This is a genomic window from Ardenticatenales bacterium, assembly GCA_020634515.1.
Lineage (GTDB): Bacteria > Chloroflexota > Anaerolineae > Promineifilales > Promineifilaceae > JAGVTM01.
Genome location: JACKBL010000001.1, coordinates 363,999 through 378,823, shown reverse-complemented (window position 1 = coordinate 378,823; position 14,825 = coordinate 363,999). Strand labels below are relative to the sequence as shown.

General features: G+C 53.7%; 14 protein-coding genes. 11 read left to right on the top strand and 3 right to left on the bottom strand.

Annotated elements, in window-relative coordinates:
- Nucleotides 1-152: 152 nt before the first annotated feature.
- The 11 genes from H6650_01405 (at nt 153) to rplT (ending at nt 11,592) form a co-directional block, all read left to right on the top strand.
- Nucleotides 153-2,123: an ABC transporter ATP-binding protein gene (locus H6650_01405; GenBank protein ID MCB8950648.1), complete on the top strand. Its 1,971-nt coding sequence runs from the start codon at nt 153-155 to the stop codon at nt 2,121-2,123.
- A gap of 54 nt (nt 2,124-2,177) precedes the next feature.
- Complete coding sequence (locus H6650_01400) at nt 2,178-3,707, top strand: radical SAM protein (GenBank protein MCB8950647.1); 1,530 nt, start codon at nt 2,178-2,180, stop codon at nt 3,705-3,707.
- Between the two features lie 12 nt (nt 3,708-3,719).
- Nucleotides 3,720-5,015, top strand: coding sequence for a 4Fe-4S cluster-binding domain-containing protein (locus H6650_01395; GenBank protein MCB8950646.1), 1,296 nt, complete (start codon nt 3,720-3,722; stop codon nt 5,013-5,015).
- A 12-nt stretch (nt 5,016-5,027) separates the two neighbouring features.
- The gene (locus tag H6650_01390; GenBank protein ID MCB8950645.1) at nt 5,028-5,981 is read left to right on the top strand and encodes an ABC transporter ATP-binding protein; all 954 of its coding nucleotides are present in this window, start codon (nt 5,028-5,030) and stop codon (nt 5,979-5,981) included.
- An 85-nt stretch (nt 5,982-6,066) separates the two neighbouring features.
- Nucleotides 6,067-6,729 (top strand): hypothetical protein, encoded by a 663-nt coding sequence (locus H6650_01385; protein MCB8950644.1) that lies wholly within the window; start codon nt 6,067-6,069, stop codon nt 6,727-6,729.
- Nucleotides 6,730-7,617: 888 nt separating this feature from the next.
- Complete coding sequence (locus H6650_01380; protein ID MCB8950643.1) at nt 7,618-8,775, top strand: aminotransferase class V-fold PLP-dependent enzyme; 1,158 nt, start codon at nt 7,618-7,620, stop codon at nt 8,773-8,775.
- A 28-nt stretch (nt 8,776-8,803) separates the two neighbouring features.
- Nucleotides 8,804-9,520: a hypothetical protein gene (locus H6650_01375; protein ID MCB8950642.1), complete on the top strand. Its 717-nt coding sequence runs from the start codon at nt 8,804-8,806 to the stop codon at nt 9,518-9,520.
- Between the two features lie 85 nt (nt 9,521-9,605).
- Nucleotides 9,606-10,064 carry a VOC family protein gene (locus H6650_01370; protein ID MCB8950641.1) on the top strand — a complete coding sequence of 153 codons (459 nt, stop codon included), beginning with the start codon at nt 9,606-9,608 and terminating at the stop codon, nt 10,062-10,064.
- A gap of 148 nt (nt 10,065-10,212) precedes the next feature.
- Nucleotides 10,213-10,752, top strand: a complete 540-nt coding sequence (locus H6650_01365; GenBank protein ID MCB8950640.1) for a translation initiation factor IF-3 — start codon at nt 10,213-10,215, stop codon at nt 10,750-10,752.
- Nucleotides 10,753-10,891: 139 nt separating this feature from the next.
- Nucleotides 10,892-11,140 carry a 50S ribosomal protein L35 gene (rpmI, locus tag H6650_01360; GenBank protein MCB8950639.1) on the top strand — a complete coding sequence of 83 codons (249 nt, stop codon included), beginning with the start codon at nt 10,892-10,894 and terminating at the stop codon, nt 11,138-11,140.
- 98 nt (nt 11,141-11,238) lie between these two features.
- Entirely contained in the window at nt 11,239-11,592 is a 354-nt protein-coding gene (gene rplT, locus H6650_01355; protein ID MCB8950638.1) for a 50S ribosomal protein L20, read from the top strand.
- A 500-nt stretch (nt 11,593-12,092) separates the two neighbouring features.
- Here the strand turns inward: rplT and H6650_01350 are convergent, their stop codons facing one another.
- From H6650_01350 to lexA, 3 genes are all read right to left on the bottom strand, one after another.
- Nucleotides 12,093-12,347, bottom strand: coding sequence for a hypothetical protein (locus H6650_01350; GenBank protein MCB8950637.1), 255 nt, complete (start codon nt 12,345-12,347; stop codon nt 12,093-12,095).
- Nucleotides 12,348-12,467: 120 nt separating this feature from the next.
- The gene (locus H6650_01345) at nt 12,468-13,583 is read right to left on the bottom strand and encodes a hypothetical protein (GenBank protein ID MCB8950636.1); all 1,116 of its coding nucleotides are present in this window, start codon (nt 13,581-13,583) and stop codon (nt 12,468-12,470) included.
- A gap of 401 nt (nt 13,584-13,984) precedes the next feature.
- Nucleotides 13,985-14,785, bottom strand: coding sequence for a transcriptional repressor LexA (gene lexA, locus H6650_01340; GenBank protein ID MCB8950635.1), 801 nt, complete (start codon nt 14,783-14,785; stop codon nt 13,985-13,987).
- Between the last annotated feature and the right edge of the window lie 40 nt (nt 14,786-14,825).

Here is a 14,825-nt window from a genome sequence, read left to right as displayed (position 1 = left end):
AGTTCCAGGTTTGGCAGGGCGTTTGAAAACAGTTCTCAGGGTTTGTTACGCCCCGCTCATTGATTTTCAAGCGCCCTGCTAATTTCGACAGCCTCATTTGTATTCAGAATGCAGATTGGCGCGTATCGTCATATCGCCTGCGTGAGGAAAATATGCCTGACACACTTGGTGACAATCTCAAGGACGCCATCGCCCTGTTAAACCAGCCGGAGAAATTACCGCCGCTAAAGAAGTCTGAGCTTAAATGGGTATGGGCTTATATAAAACCCCATTGGAAACAAGCTTTATGGGCTATCTTTTTAATGACTGTGGTGGCGCTCCTGTTTGCACCGATACCTTATATGACTATGGTGATCATGGATTCCGTCTTGCCACAGAAAGATAGCAACTTATTGGTCAGGATCGTCATTGTTCTGGTTATTTTGCAGCTTATTCGCCCCATTATTTCATTTATTGCCAATTACAACTTCACTATTCTGGGCCAGTCCATACAAATCAGCTTACGTGAAGACATATTCCGCCATCTTCTCAGGCTCCCCCTGACCTTCTTTGAAAGGAACCAGAGCGGATACCTGGTGGCCAGGATCAGCGAAGTCAGCTCCCTAAGCATTTTTTTCTCGAATGCCATGCTGGTACCGCTGCTGGGCTTGTTTGAGTTTTGCATCGGTCTCGTAATGATGCTCATGATTGACTGGCGTCTGACCATTGTCGTTATCGCTGTTTTGCCAGCACTTTTGGGGGCTGCCAAGTATCAGGGTCGGGGTATTCAATCTGCCACAAAATCACTGCTTGAGCAAAATGCCGTGGTTTCCCAACATATCCAGGAATCTCTGTCTGGCGTGAAAACGATTAAAGAGTTTGCAACCGAGGAGCGAGAATCTCAGAAGATCGTCGTTAATCTGCAAAGGCTTTTCCGGAGCAGCATTCTACGCAGTCTGGCAAGTGCTATCGCGGATGAATCTCTGACGACGATTATTGAGTTAATGGGGTTGGTTATCCTCGGATTAAGCGGGTTCGCCATCTTGAACAGTACCTTTACCGTAGGAGAATACATTGCGTTTTCAGCCTATATGTTGAAGTTCTTCGGTCCCACCAAAATGCTGGCGACATTAGGTCTGAGTGTACGACCAGCCATGGCGGGAATGCGGCGTGTTAATGAACTTCTGGCAGAAGTAATCGAAGAGGCAGACCCGCGACGGACAATCAGGATTTCAGCATTGGCCGGGGCAATCGAGTTGAGAAAGGTAAGTTTTTCGTACGGCGAAGATGATGTGCTACAAGAAGTCACTCTCGCCATCAAGCCCGGCGAATGTACGGCTCTGGTAGGGCCAAGTGGTGGGGGCAAAACAACCCTAATTCGTCTTCTGTTGGGACTGTATCCGGTGAAATCGGGGCAGATCCTGATCGATGGGCAGGACCTGAGCCAGATTATTTTGTCCGGATTGCGTGATCGAATCGGGATAGTCTCGCAAAACGTGTTCCTGTTTAACAGCTCTTTGCGCGACAATATTCTTTATGGTCTGCCGGATGCAAGTGAGGTTGATCTGTTGGCGGCGGCGAAAGCGGCTGATGCACATGATTTTATCATGGCAATGCCGCAAGGATACGATACGGTCGTTGGGGAACAGGGTGTACGACTGTCTGGAGGACAAAAACAGCGTATTTCCATCGCCCGGACGCTGCTGAAAAACCCTGATGTGGTTATCTTTGATGAGGCCACCTCCCAATTGGATGGTGAATCAGAAAGCCGTATCTGGCGGGCAGCTGAAAAGCTGTTTGCGAACAAGACCCGTATCATTATTTCCCACCGTATCGCTTCTGTGACATCGGCCGACCAAATCGCTCTACTTGAAAACGGACGAATTGTCGCGGCGGGAAAACATAATGCGTTGCTTCTGAGTTGCGACAGGTATCGCGAATTGCTCACGGTTAATGCGACTGTACAATCTAGTGCCGGTAATGGACAGGAGGCGCGCTTTGGGAATGCCGGCATTCCCGCCACACTTATGTCATCTGACGTATTCAACCGCGCCTATGCTCAGGCATGTAAAATGCTGGGCATTGATGCCGAGAGCCATCCCCCCGGTGAGAAGAAAGATCTGTACCATGAGGCATTCAAATAAAAATGTCCATTGACGGCGCAGCACACGCCTGATTATTTGATAGACAAGGAAAGTATGATGAATCGCGTACTGGCCACCATGACCTTTGATTCTTTTCAGGGGAACAGTTATTTATATGATGACAATACGGGCATGGTATTCCCCGCCACTGCCGCCCTGATAGCTTTGCTAGAAGCGCATACTATCCAGCCTCTGGAAACGGCCATTGCCGGACTTGCGACACAGTACAGTCAGGCGGAGCTGATTCAGGCAGCCAATTTCATTCACCGATGGGAAACCATGTACGGCGCCTTTTATCGCGACGACAATTGGCGCGCGATGATGCAGAAACACATGTTTGATTACTCCACAGACGATGTGAAGTCACTCGTAACACAAGAATTCAGACAGCTTGTCCTGGTGCTTACGGAAAATTGCAACCTGCGGTGTCGTTACTGCTTCTTTTCCGAGGCGTATCCTTTAACGCGCAATCGCACCTACAACACCCTCTCTTTTGAAACAGGGCGCAAGGCAATCGATTACTTCTTCGCACAAGCGCGACCTGCTGTGCTGGCTCACCCTTTGCGCAAATTGGCGATCACGTTTTATGGGGGCGAACCCCTCATGGCCAGCAAAACCTTGCAAAATCTGCTGACCTACGCGCAAGAAAACGCACCCTGCGAGTTGATTTTCTCTCTGACAACAAATGGCACCCTTCTTCAGGGTGAAATTGCCCAGACGCTGGTCGACTTCGACGTAGCCATCAATATCAGTCTCGATGGTCCCCAGCCGGATCATGATCGCAATCGTGTGCTGCCCAAAGGTAAGGGATCTTTCGACCTGATCATGAAAAACCTCAAAGCATTTCGTCAACGTTTTCCCGATTACGAAAAATTGGCCCTGGTAGGGGTGTTCGACTGGAAGACAGACTTATTTCGGGTGGCGGATTTCTTTGAGGAAAACAAATCCTGGCTACCCCCGCTACAAATGCTAAGTCGCGTGAATGAACAAGACACTGTTTATTATGAGCAGTTTAGCGATAAAGACGTCGTGAAGTTCCGCGAAGCCCATCAACGCCTGGAAGAGATCTATCTGCAGGGGAAGCTAACCGGCGAGAGCGAGATACCCTTGTATGCCCGTGTCTATTTCGAAATGCGCCTCATAAGCGCCATCTTGCGACGCCGTCATGGCAATATAACGTCTGCCATACTACCATTTACCGGAACCTGCGTCCCTGGCGCCAAACTGACGGTACGCACGAATGGTATCCTGGATATCTGCGAACGTGTAAACGGAACTATGCCACTGGGACACGTTGACACCGGAATTAATTTCGAGAGCGTTGGGGCGATAATCAAAGAATATAATCGAAGTGTATGCCTGGGATGCTGGCGCTGTCCTGCGTCTAAACTATGCAACAACTGTTTTGCCCTCTGCAATACTGACGATGGTTTTGCAAAGCCGAAGGGGGAAGGGAGTTGCGACACCATTCGCACCTACTCCCGCCAGGCACTCCGGGTCGCCTACTCCATTCTGGAGAAAGAACCAAACGCTTTTGAAGATATAAGTTACTTTAATCCTGAACTGCGTCTGCTGGAAGGGTGAGGAGCGTTCGCGATGAATTACTTCCGTCTATTTAGCGATGTCTTTCTTGAAAATGGTTCTGTGAACAGCGCCCTCTATGACCTGACGGGTGCTCGCTTATTGCCTATCTCGCCTCTGGAATCGCACATTTTGCGTCAATGTGAGCGGAACATTCCCGTCGATCAACTGCAAGGGGCAAAATCCGTCCAGGTTGTGGCGTTTTTGGAAAAATTGGCGCGAAATCAACTTGGTCAATACTATAAGATACCGGTGCGGATCGAACGGTATCTGCCATCTCTAAATATACGCATTAACGGATTGGTAGAACCTCCGTTTTTTATCAACGCCGCCTACATTCAGCTTACATCAGAATGCAATCTTTCTTGTACGGATTGCGGACAGGACGGGTTACCGATATGGCAAGGATGTAACACGTGCGAACGCTGGCCCGGCATAGATCGAAACGTCAATTGGACGCAAAACCAGTTGGATCTCGTATTAGATGAACTGTTGCATTTCAATATCGCGAACGTGTTTTTCGTCGGCGGTAATCCTCTGCGACAACCTGATCTGCTGTTACATGCGGTTGGCCGCCTGCGACAAAAAACGCCGCCGGTCAATGCGATTATCATAACCAATGGTGCGGGTGCGACCCCCCCGTTTTTAGATGAAATAGCGACCACAGGAGCCAAATTCTATTTCGTTATGTTAGGTAACAGCCCGGAGGAATACGGGCGAGTCAGCGGTATGGAACAGGGCTTTGCTGATTTTGTGAATGGGGTGACAGGTTGCCAACAACGGGGAATTCCCTTTGCCGTGAGTATCGTTGTGCGGCCAGAAACCTCAAGCAGGCTGGCAGAGCGAAAGAAGTGGGCGCAGCAATTGGGGGCCAGCCATGTCTTTTTTGCCGAGCGCATTACGCGATCAGGTGATGGAGCCGTTCTTCCGCTCAAAGTTTTGGCGGCAACGGGTCCTGCCCGCGTGAAGGGCGTCAACGCACAGCAATTTTACGCGCGTCGAGAGTTTAATGCTTGCCTGAACCACAATATTGCCCTTGCAGCAGACAGATCGGTCCGCCCTTGCCCAATGATCCAGGGAAAAGATTGGGGACACTTGGAGACTGCATCATTACGAGATATTTTTATGAGCCGGCAGCATGAAGCGTATTGGCAGTTGACAAAAGATGCCATTTCTGACTGTCGTCACTGCGAGTTCCGTTACGCTTGCATAGATTGCGTGGCAGTTGACCTGCAAGTGGATAACCACCCAACCTTGCGTCGATCCGTGTGCGATTATGATCCTCTTGCCGGGGAGTGGCGCACAGCCTGAGAGAGTTGCTTTATGAATGAAATCGTGGTGCGGGTTAGGGAACTGAGCAAACAATTCGGCGACAACCGCGCCCTGGATGCCGTTAGCTTTGAAATGAAACAAGGGGAAGTCGTCGGCTACGTAGGCCCGAATGGCTCCGGCAAGACAACCACGATGCGGATTCTACTGGGGTTGTTACCGCCTGATGGGGGCAGTATCGAGATTTTTGGGCACGATGTCCAGCGTGAGTTTGCTCATATTGGCCCCCGCCTGGGAGCGGTCTTGGATGCTCATTGTCTCCATCCACAACTGACCGTCCGAGAAACGTTAATGTTCTACGCTGAACTGTACGGCCTCAATCGTAGCCAACGGCAGGAAAATATAGCCTGGCTTGCCGGGCAGATGGGGCTGGAGCAAGTTATGCCGGCACGTACCAAAACCCTCTCCAAAGGTATGCGGCAGCGGCTGGCCTTTGCCAGATCCCTGGTGCATCGGCCAGATTTATTGTTTTTGGACGAACCATTTGATGGGATTGACACGGAAACGCAACGCCATTTGCGTGAAATGGTTAGAGATTTGGCGCGGGAACAAGGTGTAACTATTTTTCTAACATCGCATGACTTGCACGAGGTTGAGCAATTGGCCGACCGCGTCAACATATTAAAGCAAGGGCATATTGTCGCTTGCGACACCACGGAGAATCTGAAGCGTTCGCTGCATCGCAACAGAATAGATATTCATTTTCACGCGCAAATGGATGTGACCTACCTGCAAAGCGTGCTGGCTGGCACAGGTTTCCACGGCACAATAAACCTGCAAGAGGGAGGGTATGCGGCTACGATTGAGCTGCAAAACGGCGACCCTGCCGACGTTGTCCTGGAGAAACTAATCGCCGATGGCATTCGGTTGCGCGCGTTTGCACCCGTAAAAACATCGCTAGAAGACGCTTATTTTGACGTTATCGATGGACCACCGGCAGCCTCATAACTTGAAGCTGCCCACCTGCTTGATTGAATGACTGACAATGATTCTACAATACCGACCTCTCATCGCACTCATAAAGAAAGAGATCTTGGAAAATAGTCGCAGTGGACGAGTAAACGCGCCTTTAACGGCGCTGCTTGTTGTTTTATTAGTAGGCGTAAATGCCCGGGATACAGCCGTTATGTTCCCGCCAGAGCAAGTGCCGAAAGTGTACGGTTCGCTGGCACTCTACATCCCCCTGATAACGATGCCATTCTATGCCAGTGCGGTCTTGAACAACGCCATTCAATCGGAACGAACAAGGGGCAGTATCGTGCCCCTGTTGAACTTCGGGGGTAATCCGGTAAACGTCTGGATGGGCAAGCTGTTAGCAACTTTTATCCTTTCATACGGGGTTATGTTAATAGGATTAATCGCTTACGTAGGTTATATCGGCCTGTATGAAAAGCAAGCGATATTGATCGATGGGCCGGGTTTTTTTAACATGCTCGTTACGATGCCTCTAGTTGCGCTGCTGCTGATAGCGGTACAGGCTTTCATCTATTGGACTTTCAAGAGCTCAACTTTGTTGGCCGTACTCATTCCCATCACCATTATGTTTGGTGGAGCTGAGCTCCTATCCCGTGTTGAGGTGAAAACTCCCCCCTTCTTCTGGGCATTGGTAGGTGTCGTTTTATCGATTTGCCTGGTAGGAATACTGGCAGTGTTCGTTTCACGGGTACCCAAGAGCAAGGTTGCGGGATTGCTTTAACGGGAACGGTTCGTACTGCTTCGGGCTGACGATGAAATAAAGTACGGAATTGCATCGTCAGTTTGCAGGAACGGTAAGGAAACAACTTCGTTGTCTTATTTTATTCCCGTCCCTTGGAACCGTCTGAAAATGACTTCACACGTTTTACGGACGGTTGCGGACAGCCACTTTGAGGTATAAGAATGGCTCCTATTTTCGGCGGTTCGGAATCATCCAATGGGAAACGGCCTCGTTTGCCCCTCATTGTCATCGTTGTGATCATGGGCATCTTATTGGGTTTCACCTTGCGCGCATTAGGTGTCTTCTAATGAGATAATGGCCGTTTACACTTCGAGCAATAGTTCTGGCCCATTCCAATTTGTGCCCTGATTTATTCCAGTGCGGAGGCGGAAATGCCGGCATTAACACGACAGCAACACCAGCTATGGCGCATTGATCGACGACATTCGGCCAAATATCTTTCACAGGTTGCCGGGTTAAGTTGCCTTTCTCTTGCAATGCCTGCCGGAACTGATTGACATCATATGCCTGGCAATCAATTAGCCGGGCTTCCCATTCCCCTTTGCGTAACCAGGCCATAACCGATCCCCATTGCACAGGCCGTGCTGTAGATTGTCGAAAGAGGGCGTCAGGCAACGCATAAATAACTCGCCATCGTGCAATAGAAGCCACGCCACAAAAACGCAACACTATCCATGTCATTTCGAGGTCCTGCGAGAAATTCCCCTCCTTTTTGCCTGGCAATCGAGATTTCTCCGCGAAGGCGCGTCGAAAAGACACGCTTTTTGCGTTTCAATTTCCAGGTGGGCACTTGGGTTATTGGATGAAAAATCTGCAAGATTGGGTGAATTCAGATAACATCCTGGAAAAAATAGAGACCCTTCACCCATGACAAATCTGAAAGAGAAATTTCTCCTTGATCCCAATGTGGTTTTCCTTAATCATGGTTCCTTTGGAGCCACGCCGCGCCCTGTTTTTGAAGCGTATCACGAGTGGCAGCGGCGGCTGGAGTGGCAACCGGTACAGTTTCTGGGTACAGACCTGGCGCAATATCTGGCCGAGGCGCGTGCAGCGCTGGCAGCTTATGTTAAGGCTGACCCCGCTAACCTGGCCTACGTTCCTAATGCGACGTTTGGCGTGAATGTGGTGGCGCGCTCGCTGCCGCTGGGTCCGGGGGACGCGGTGCTGACGACGGATCATGAATATGGGGCGTGTGATAATGCGTGGCGTTTTCTGAGCCAGGAACGGGGGTTTGAGTATGTGGTGCGATCGGTGGAAATGCCGGCATCCACCCCCACCGCCATCATAGATCAACTATGGCAAGGCGTCACCCCCCGCACCAAAGTCATCTTCCTCAGCCACATCACCTCCCCCACCGCCCTCTGCCTCCCCGTCGCCGAAATTTGCGCTCGTGCCCGCGCCGCCAACATCCTCACCGTCGTGGATGGCGCGCACGCCCTGGGCCAGATTCCCCTGGACATGGCCACCCTCGGCGCGGACTTCTACACCAGCAATGGGCACAAGTGGCTCTGTAGCCCCAAAGGCTCCGCTTTCCTCTACGCCCACCCCCAGGTGCAACACCTGCTGCAACCGCTGGTCATTAGTTGGGGGTGGGGACCGGCCAAAACCTTCACCTTCGGCTCCGACTTTCTCGATTATCTGCAATGGTTGGGCACGGACGACGTTTCCGCCTACCTGAGCGTGCCCGCGGCCATCGACTTCCAGGCGGAACACGACTGGCCCACCGTGCGGCAAGTGTGCCACGCCCTCGTGCGCCAGGCGCTCGACCGCATCAACGCCCTCACCGGCCTGCCGCCCATGTACCCCCACGATGCCGGTTTCTATCATCAGATGGGCATTGCCGCCTTGCCGCACCAGGCCGACCTGCCTGCTTTTAAGAATGCGCTCCTGCAACGTCACCGTATCGAGATCCCCTGCATCCAGTGGCGCGACCGGCAGTTCATCCGCATTTCCATTCAAGGCTACAACGGCCAATCGGATGTAGACGCCCTGTTGCACGCGCTCAAGCAAGAGTTGCATCTTTGAGTCTTTCGTTGATTGTTGCCTGTTGCCCATGTTCCAACTGCGCCATCACGCCGCCGACTTGCTGGAAATTCGCTGCTTCTCTACCTGGGGGCGTGGTGTGGTTGTTGGGTTGATGATTGCCGGCATTTTCCTGCTCACCATGGGCGGAAAAGTCATCTCCCTCCACTGCACCCGCCTGGGGCCGGGAACCGTCAGTTGCGACTATCGCGCCGGCTGGCTGGGGCTGCCCGGCGCCACGGAAACATTCGAAGTGCGTGGCGCGAAATTGGCGGGGGAGGGCGGCATCTACCGCGTCAGCCTCATCACCGACGGCGGCGAACAACCCATTACCCATGTTTGGGCGGGCGGCTACTGGCGACAACGCGACCTGACGGTGCGCATCAACGAATTCCTGGCCGATTGGGAGCGAGACACCCTCACCATCGTCAGTTTCTACCCCTGGTATCGCTACCTGCTCCTGGTGGCTCCCCTGCTCCTGGGGCTGCTGCTGTGGAGCCTGCTCCCCATCGTCACCCTGACGCTGCAAAAAGGCGGCAACCTCACGGTGCGGCGGCGTACCTGGTGGCGCGTCACCACCCACGCCTATCCGCTGTCCGCCATCGAAGCCGTTTTGCTGGAACCCCGTCCCTTGCGTTCCGCCTTGTTGCACCTGCGCCCGGTTGCCCTCGCACCCCGCCCTCACGCTCTCCCCGGCCTCACCCCACGCACCCGCGCCCGCCTCATTGCCCTAATCAATGCTTTCTGATGAACAAACAACGGATGCCGGCAGCGTAAACGCCGCTTCTCCCATTCGTCAACCATCAACCACCAACTGGCAGCTATTACAAACCATGAACCTCAACCCACGATACGTCCATACGAACCTGATCGCCGAAGATTGGCAGGCGCTCGCGCGCTTCTATCAGGAACTCTTCGACTGCGTTCCCGTTCCGCCTGAGCGCGACTTCATGGGCGAAAAACTCTCCGCGGGCACGGGGATCCCCGGCGCGCGCCTGCGCGGCGTCCATTTGCGTCTGCCCGGATACGGCGACGACGGCCCCACGCTGGAGATATTCAACTACAACATTTTGCGCGAACGGGAGCAACCCGCCGTCAACCGGCCCGGCTTTGGGCACATTGCCTTTTCCGTGACGGATGTAGGCGTGGCGCGGGAAGCTGTCTTGCAGGCCGGCGGGCGGGCTGTCGGCGAGATCGTCACGCTGCAACTGGCGACGGGCGCACAAGTAACCTGGTGCTACGTCACCGACCCGGAAGGCAATGTCATTGAGCTGCAATCGTGGTCAGGCTAAGTTCGACGCGCATTGACGTCGTTCCACCGCTGTTTTGCCGGCTGCCAGGTTTGACGGGGCCATATCCTTGTGATATGATCGCCCATCTCTGGCCCCCGGCCAGATTATTGTTGTTTGGCTCAATACAGCACAAAAAAGAGAGGTAAGGATAACTAGGAAAAGATCACGTACAACGACGAGGAAGGATTCAGGATATCGGGTCAACAATCGTATTCGGGCGCGAGAAGTGCGCCTGATCGATCAGGACGGGACTAACCATGGTGTCGTTTCTTTGCGGGATGCGCTGGATAAAGCGCGTCTGGCTGGCCTGGACCTGGTAGAAGTTGCGCCACAGGCCAACCCTCCGGTCGCTCGTATCCTGGATTATGGCAAGTTCTCCTACGAACAGACCAAGAAGGAACGTCAGGCACGTAAACAACAGAAGCAGGTGGAGATCAAGACGATTCGCTTCAGCATTGATACGGCTGATTTTCACCGCGACATCAAGGTCCGCAATGCGCGCAAATGGCTGGAGAGCGACAAGAAAGTGAAGGTCTCCATCCGTTTTTATGGTCGTGAGATTACGCGCCCGCAGATCGGGATGGACATTATGACGGCCATCGCCAAAGAGCTGGAAGATGTGGCAACTGTGGAACAGGAGCCGAACATGGAAGGTCGTAATATGGTGATGATGCTGACGCCCGCCTGAGTGCTATCCGGGTTGAACCTGCCAATTGCATAGTCGCCTGGGAAAGAGTAGGTCGGGCGGATTGTCGGCGAATGCCGGCATTTCCCCCTGTCAGGTAATGAAACAAAGCCCGTCGTGGGCTTTTTTGTGAGAGGTCAAAATGCCTAAAGCAAAAACCAAGAAATACAAGCTGAAGACGTACAAGGCTGCCGCCAAGCGTTTTCGGGTGACAAGCACGGGCAAGATCATGCGCACCAAAGGCGGCAAAAGCCACTTGCGTCGGCGCAAATCCAAGCGTGTTAAGGCCCAACTGGACCAGATGCTGGAAGTCACCCACTCTGGAGATCGCAAGCGCATCATGCGTATGGCCCCCTACTTGAAGAAGTACAAGGCCAATCCGCCTGCCTGAACCCGTTTTTACCCGTGGCTCCGCCGCGGGCAATCGCTGCCTGGCCTCGGCGACCTCGCTTGAGTGTCCAGGCTTATCGAAATGCGAGGAGATAAACAATGCGAGTAAAAGGTGGCGTCGTAACCCGACGTCGTCATAAGAAAATCTTGAACATGACCAAGGGCCAGTGGGGCACGCGCAGTACGCTGTTCCGCCGCGCTAACGAGGCCATGATGAAGTCTCAATGGTACGCCTATCGTGACCGCCGCCAGCGGCGCCGCGATTTCCGCCAGTTGTGGATTGCCCGCATCAACGCGGGCGCACGCGCCAATGGACTCAGCTATAGCCGCTTCATTTATGGCTTGAAGCAGGCCAACGTGCAGTTGGACCGCAAAGTTTTGGCCGATATTGCCGTGCGAGACGAAACTGCATTTGCCGCCCTGGTGGAAACCGCCAGGCAGGCGATGTCATAACCTGCCGGACACAAAGCCGCGGACGCTTGTTTCTTAACCTGACTGATTGACTGAAAGCCTCTCCAAACGCCACGTTTGTTTCCAAACGTGGCGTTTTTTGTTGCTCAAATCCGGTCGGATCCCAACTGCAAATCAGTTTCCGTTCCTATTGACCTTGCGCATGAAGTCTGTGAACAGTGATGAGACGAAACTGATTGGCTTTGGCGTCAATGGAACCGATGAGGGGCGCAGACAGCGAAACGACGCATTTGTCGGGATGCCAGGCACGCTGTCAAAATCAGTGGACCGCACCGGGTCAGTCTAATGTGGCTGACGGAAACACCATGGGGCAAACGGGCTTCGATCTTGCCTTTTCCAGCAGGATTAAGGCTTAAGCTGGACAAGCCATCTGTTTTGCTTAAATGACTCTACTGAAAAAAGGCCAAAAACCGGGTTTTTACACATGAACCACTCTGGTAATTTTGGCCGGGCACTCGAAAAACCCGGTTTTTTCAGTGAACTCAAATATGTGCGCGGGATCCCTTTGCCGCCGCATCCTGTGCCCGCCCGACCCAAAAGTGATGCAAGATCACGTTGTTCACCGGACGTACTTCAACCTGGTCCACCTGGCGCGCCTCGGCCAACATCGCCTTGTTTACCAGGCAAAGCTCCGCCGCCAGCCCATACTTTTCCTCATAGTAGGCCGCCGCCCGCTTCACTTTCTCATCTAAAGAACGCGCTTTATCGTCGTCTAGCCAGAGCATTCCAGTCATCATGGCGAAAACTCCATCGAAAATAGTCGTTATTGGCCGGTTGGGTTTGGTTATAAGAAGTGCGGGTCAACTCCGGGCTATGCTCAAGACATATCTCCCCACGGTCGCACACGCTTGCCTATCTTACGTCTGAAGCCAGTCCCCGTTCTCTTCATCCGCCCCGGCAAGATAGGGGCGAATGTTGAGTGGCTGGGCAAGAAGAACAGGGTCGCGCCTATGGCGGACGCGGCGCAAATAGTGCGGCAGATCACGCGGCGCACAGGCGGCGGCCTGAAATTGCACGACATCTTCTCCGGCAACGGCCAGGAAATCGCCCGCGCCCAGTAAATACTCCGCTTGTGAGTCGGGCAAGCCGGTGGCCGCGCGGGCGACGCGGGCGTCAGCGACCTGCCCCACGATGCGCAGATTGAGGTTGGCCCGCAGCAGATTGTCCAGGACATTGGCGTCGGGATGGCGGGTGGCGGTGAGGAGGTGAATGCCGGCATCCGCGCCCCGTTGCGCCAGCCGTACCAAAGGATCAAGCATTGGTTGCCCCCCATCCTCCAACAGCGATACGAGTCTGTCGATCACAACCACTATGGCCGGCGTTTCCACCCGCTGTCGCAAACGATAGTCCATCTCCTCCACCAGGAAGGCCAGCGCGTCCGCCGTCTCGACAACTTGCCGGAGAATGGGGGACAGCAAATGTGGCAATTGCTGGAACGGTTCCCACACGGAGCTTTCGCGGATGTCGTCGTCGGGGGCGTGGTCAATAATCAGGAGTTGCATCCGTGCCTGGCGGTTGGTTTGTGCCAGGGAGAGGACCATGGATTGCAGGAGGGTGGTTTTGCCGGCATTCTCCCCGCCACAAACCAGTACATGGGAAACGTCCGACTGCTGCAAGTCCAACACAACCGGCTGCCCTTCCAGCGATAAACCGAGGACGGCCGTGATGGGCGGTAATGCCGGCACAAGCTGTTGCAGCGCCGCCAACGACACCGGCAGCGCATCTCGTGCCTGCACACGCAATTGCCACCGCCCCGACTCGTGGGAAACGTGCAGCTTGCCCCCCCCTAACGAATGCAGCACATCCGCGCCCAACGCGCATAGCCGCTCCCACGCCAAATACACCCCCCGGCGCGCGCCATCGGCATCCGCCACGGGCTGAAGCATTGCATCAGCCACGCCCACGCTCAGTTCATATTGCTCAGCGGTTGCTTCTTCCGGCTCTCCCCAGGAAATATCGGAGCGCGTACTCATTTTTCTATCACAATGCCTTTCCCTGTTGGAATTGACTGACTTGAGAGCAAAACCCGAAAATCAGAACATACGTTCTGTATCGTACTTCTTTTTCTGGAATTAGTCAACCGGTCCGTGTGAAGAAAACGCGAACGTTCGTGAGGATAGGCGGGCGAGTCAGTAAGGGCAAGGAGTGGTCGGATGCCCCCAATCACTTGGGCAGCCGCCAGAGGCGTGGCGCACGTGCTAATGCCATTCCTGTGCGTGCCACACGGGAAAAACGCATTAGGCCTGGAGACACCTCCCCAAGAACGCAAAACAGGCGGTCCGATGACCGCCTGCTCACTCTATACTTTGCCTGAACGCCGCCGCAATCAAGGAAGCCGACATTTACTGGCGTCCGCGACGGGAAACGGGAAGCGCTATGGCGTTTGCCGCAGCACCATGACGACCTTGCCCTGCACGGTCACGTCATCCGCATCGACGAAAATCGGCTTCATTTGTGGATTGGCGGGCTGTAAGCGCACACGCCCATCTTCACGGAAGAAATATTTGAGCGTCGTGGTATCGCTGGAGTTGAGCCAGACAGCTACCATGTCGCCATTGTGCGCCGTTTGCTGCTGCTTCATAACCACAATGTCGCCATCATTAACCATGGCGTCGATCATGGATTCTCCACTGACACGCAATGCAAACAGATCCTTTTGCTGTTTGGGCAACATGCTGCTGGCAACCTCCACGACATCTTCCTCGTCGAATGTCTCAAAAGTGTCGTTGCCAACGTTGATCGGCTCGCCGGCCACAATCTGCCCCTTGATCGGAATCCGCATCAGCGCACTCTGGACCGACTCCCGCGCCATGTTGAACTTCTCGCGCGCCTTATTCGTGAGACTCAGGCCGCGGGAGACTTCCCGCTCGCGGGAAACCAGGTCTTTTTCCACCAGCTTGTTCAAATTGTATGTGACCACAGAAGTGGAACTGATGTCAACGGCTTCGCCAATCTCACGAATTGTTGGGGGTCTATTATGCCGCTGTGCATATTGGCCGATATATTCGAGAATTGCTTGTTGCCGCTTAGACAACTTTTCTGTGTCGCCCATGAAGTGCCTCCAGATGCTCACCGTGACTAAAGCGCGCACACTGAGCCTAATCCGCTCATTTGTTCCAGTATACACGAACAGGCGTTCTGTGTCAAGGTTCGCCAATCTTGTCTGCTCGGTCATCTTGACACCCATCTGTGCCCGACATATACTTTCGCCTGGA

Bases quoted from the DNA above. Each gene is read 5' to 3' on its own strand.
- H6650_01405 (MCB8950648.1), top strand. From the start codon at position 153: ATGCCTGACACACTTGGTGACAATCTCAAGGACGCCATCGCCCTGTTA.
- H6650_01400 (MCB8950647.1), top strand. From the start codon at position 2,178: ATGATGAATCGCGTACTGGCCACCATGACCTTTGATTCTTTTCAGGGG.
- H6650_01395 (MCB8950646.1), top strand. From the start codon at position 3,720: ATGAATTACTTCCGTCTATTTAGCGATGTCTTTCTTGAAAATGGTTCT.
- H6650_01390 (MCB8950645.1), top strand. From the start codon at position 5,028: ATGAATGAAATCGTGGTGCGGGTTAGGGAACTGAGCAAACAATTCGGC.
- H6650_01380 (MCB8950643.1), top strand. From the start codon at position 7,618: ATGACAAATCTGAAAGAGAAATTTCTCCTTGATCCCAATGTGGTTTTC.
- H6650_01375 (MCB8950642.1), top strand. From the start codon at position 8,804: ATGTTCCAACTGCGCCATCACGCCGCCGACTTGCTGGAAATTCGCTGC.
- H6650_01370 (MCB8950641.1), top strand. From the start codon at position 9,606: ATGAACCTCAACCCACGATACGTCCATACGAACCTGATCGCCGAAGAT.
- rpmI (MCB8950639.1), top strand. From the start codon at position 10,892: ATGCCTAAAGCAAAAACCAAGAAATACAAGCTGAAGACGTACAAGGCT.
- rplT (MCB8950638.1), top strand. From the start codon at position 11,239: ATGCGAGTAAAAGGTGGCGTCGTAACCCGACGTCGTCATAAGAAAATC.
- H6650_01350 (MCB8950637.1), bottom strand. From the start codon at position 12,347: ATGATGACTGGAATGCTCTGGCTAGACGACGATAAAGCGCGTTCTTTA.
- H6650_01345 (MCB8950636.1), bottom strand. From the start codon at position 13,583: ATGAGTACGCGCTCCGATATTTCCTGGGGAGAGCCGGAAGAAGCAACC.
- lexA (MCB8950635.1), bottom strand. From the start codon at position 14,785: ATGACCGAGCAGACAAGATTGGCGAACCTTGACACAGAACGCCTGTTC.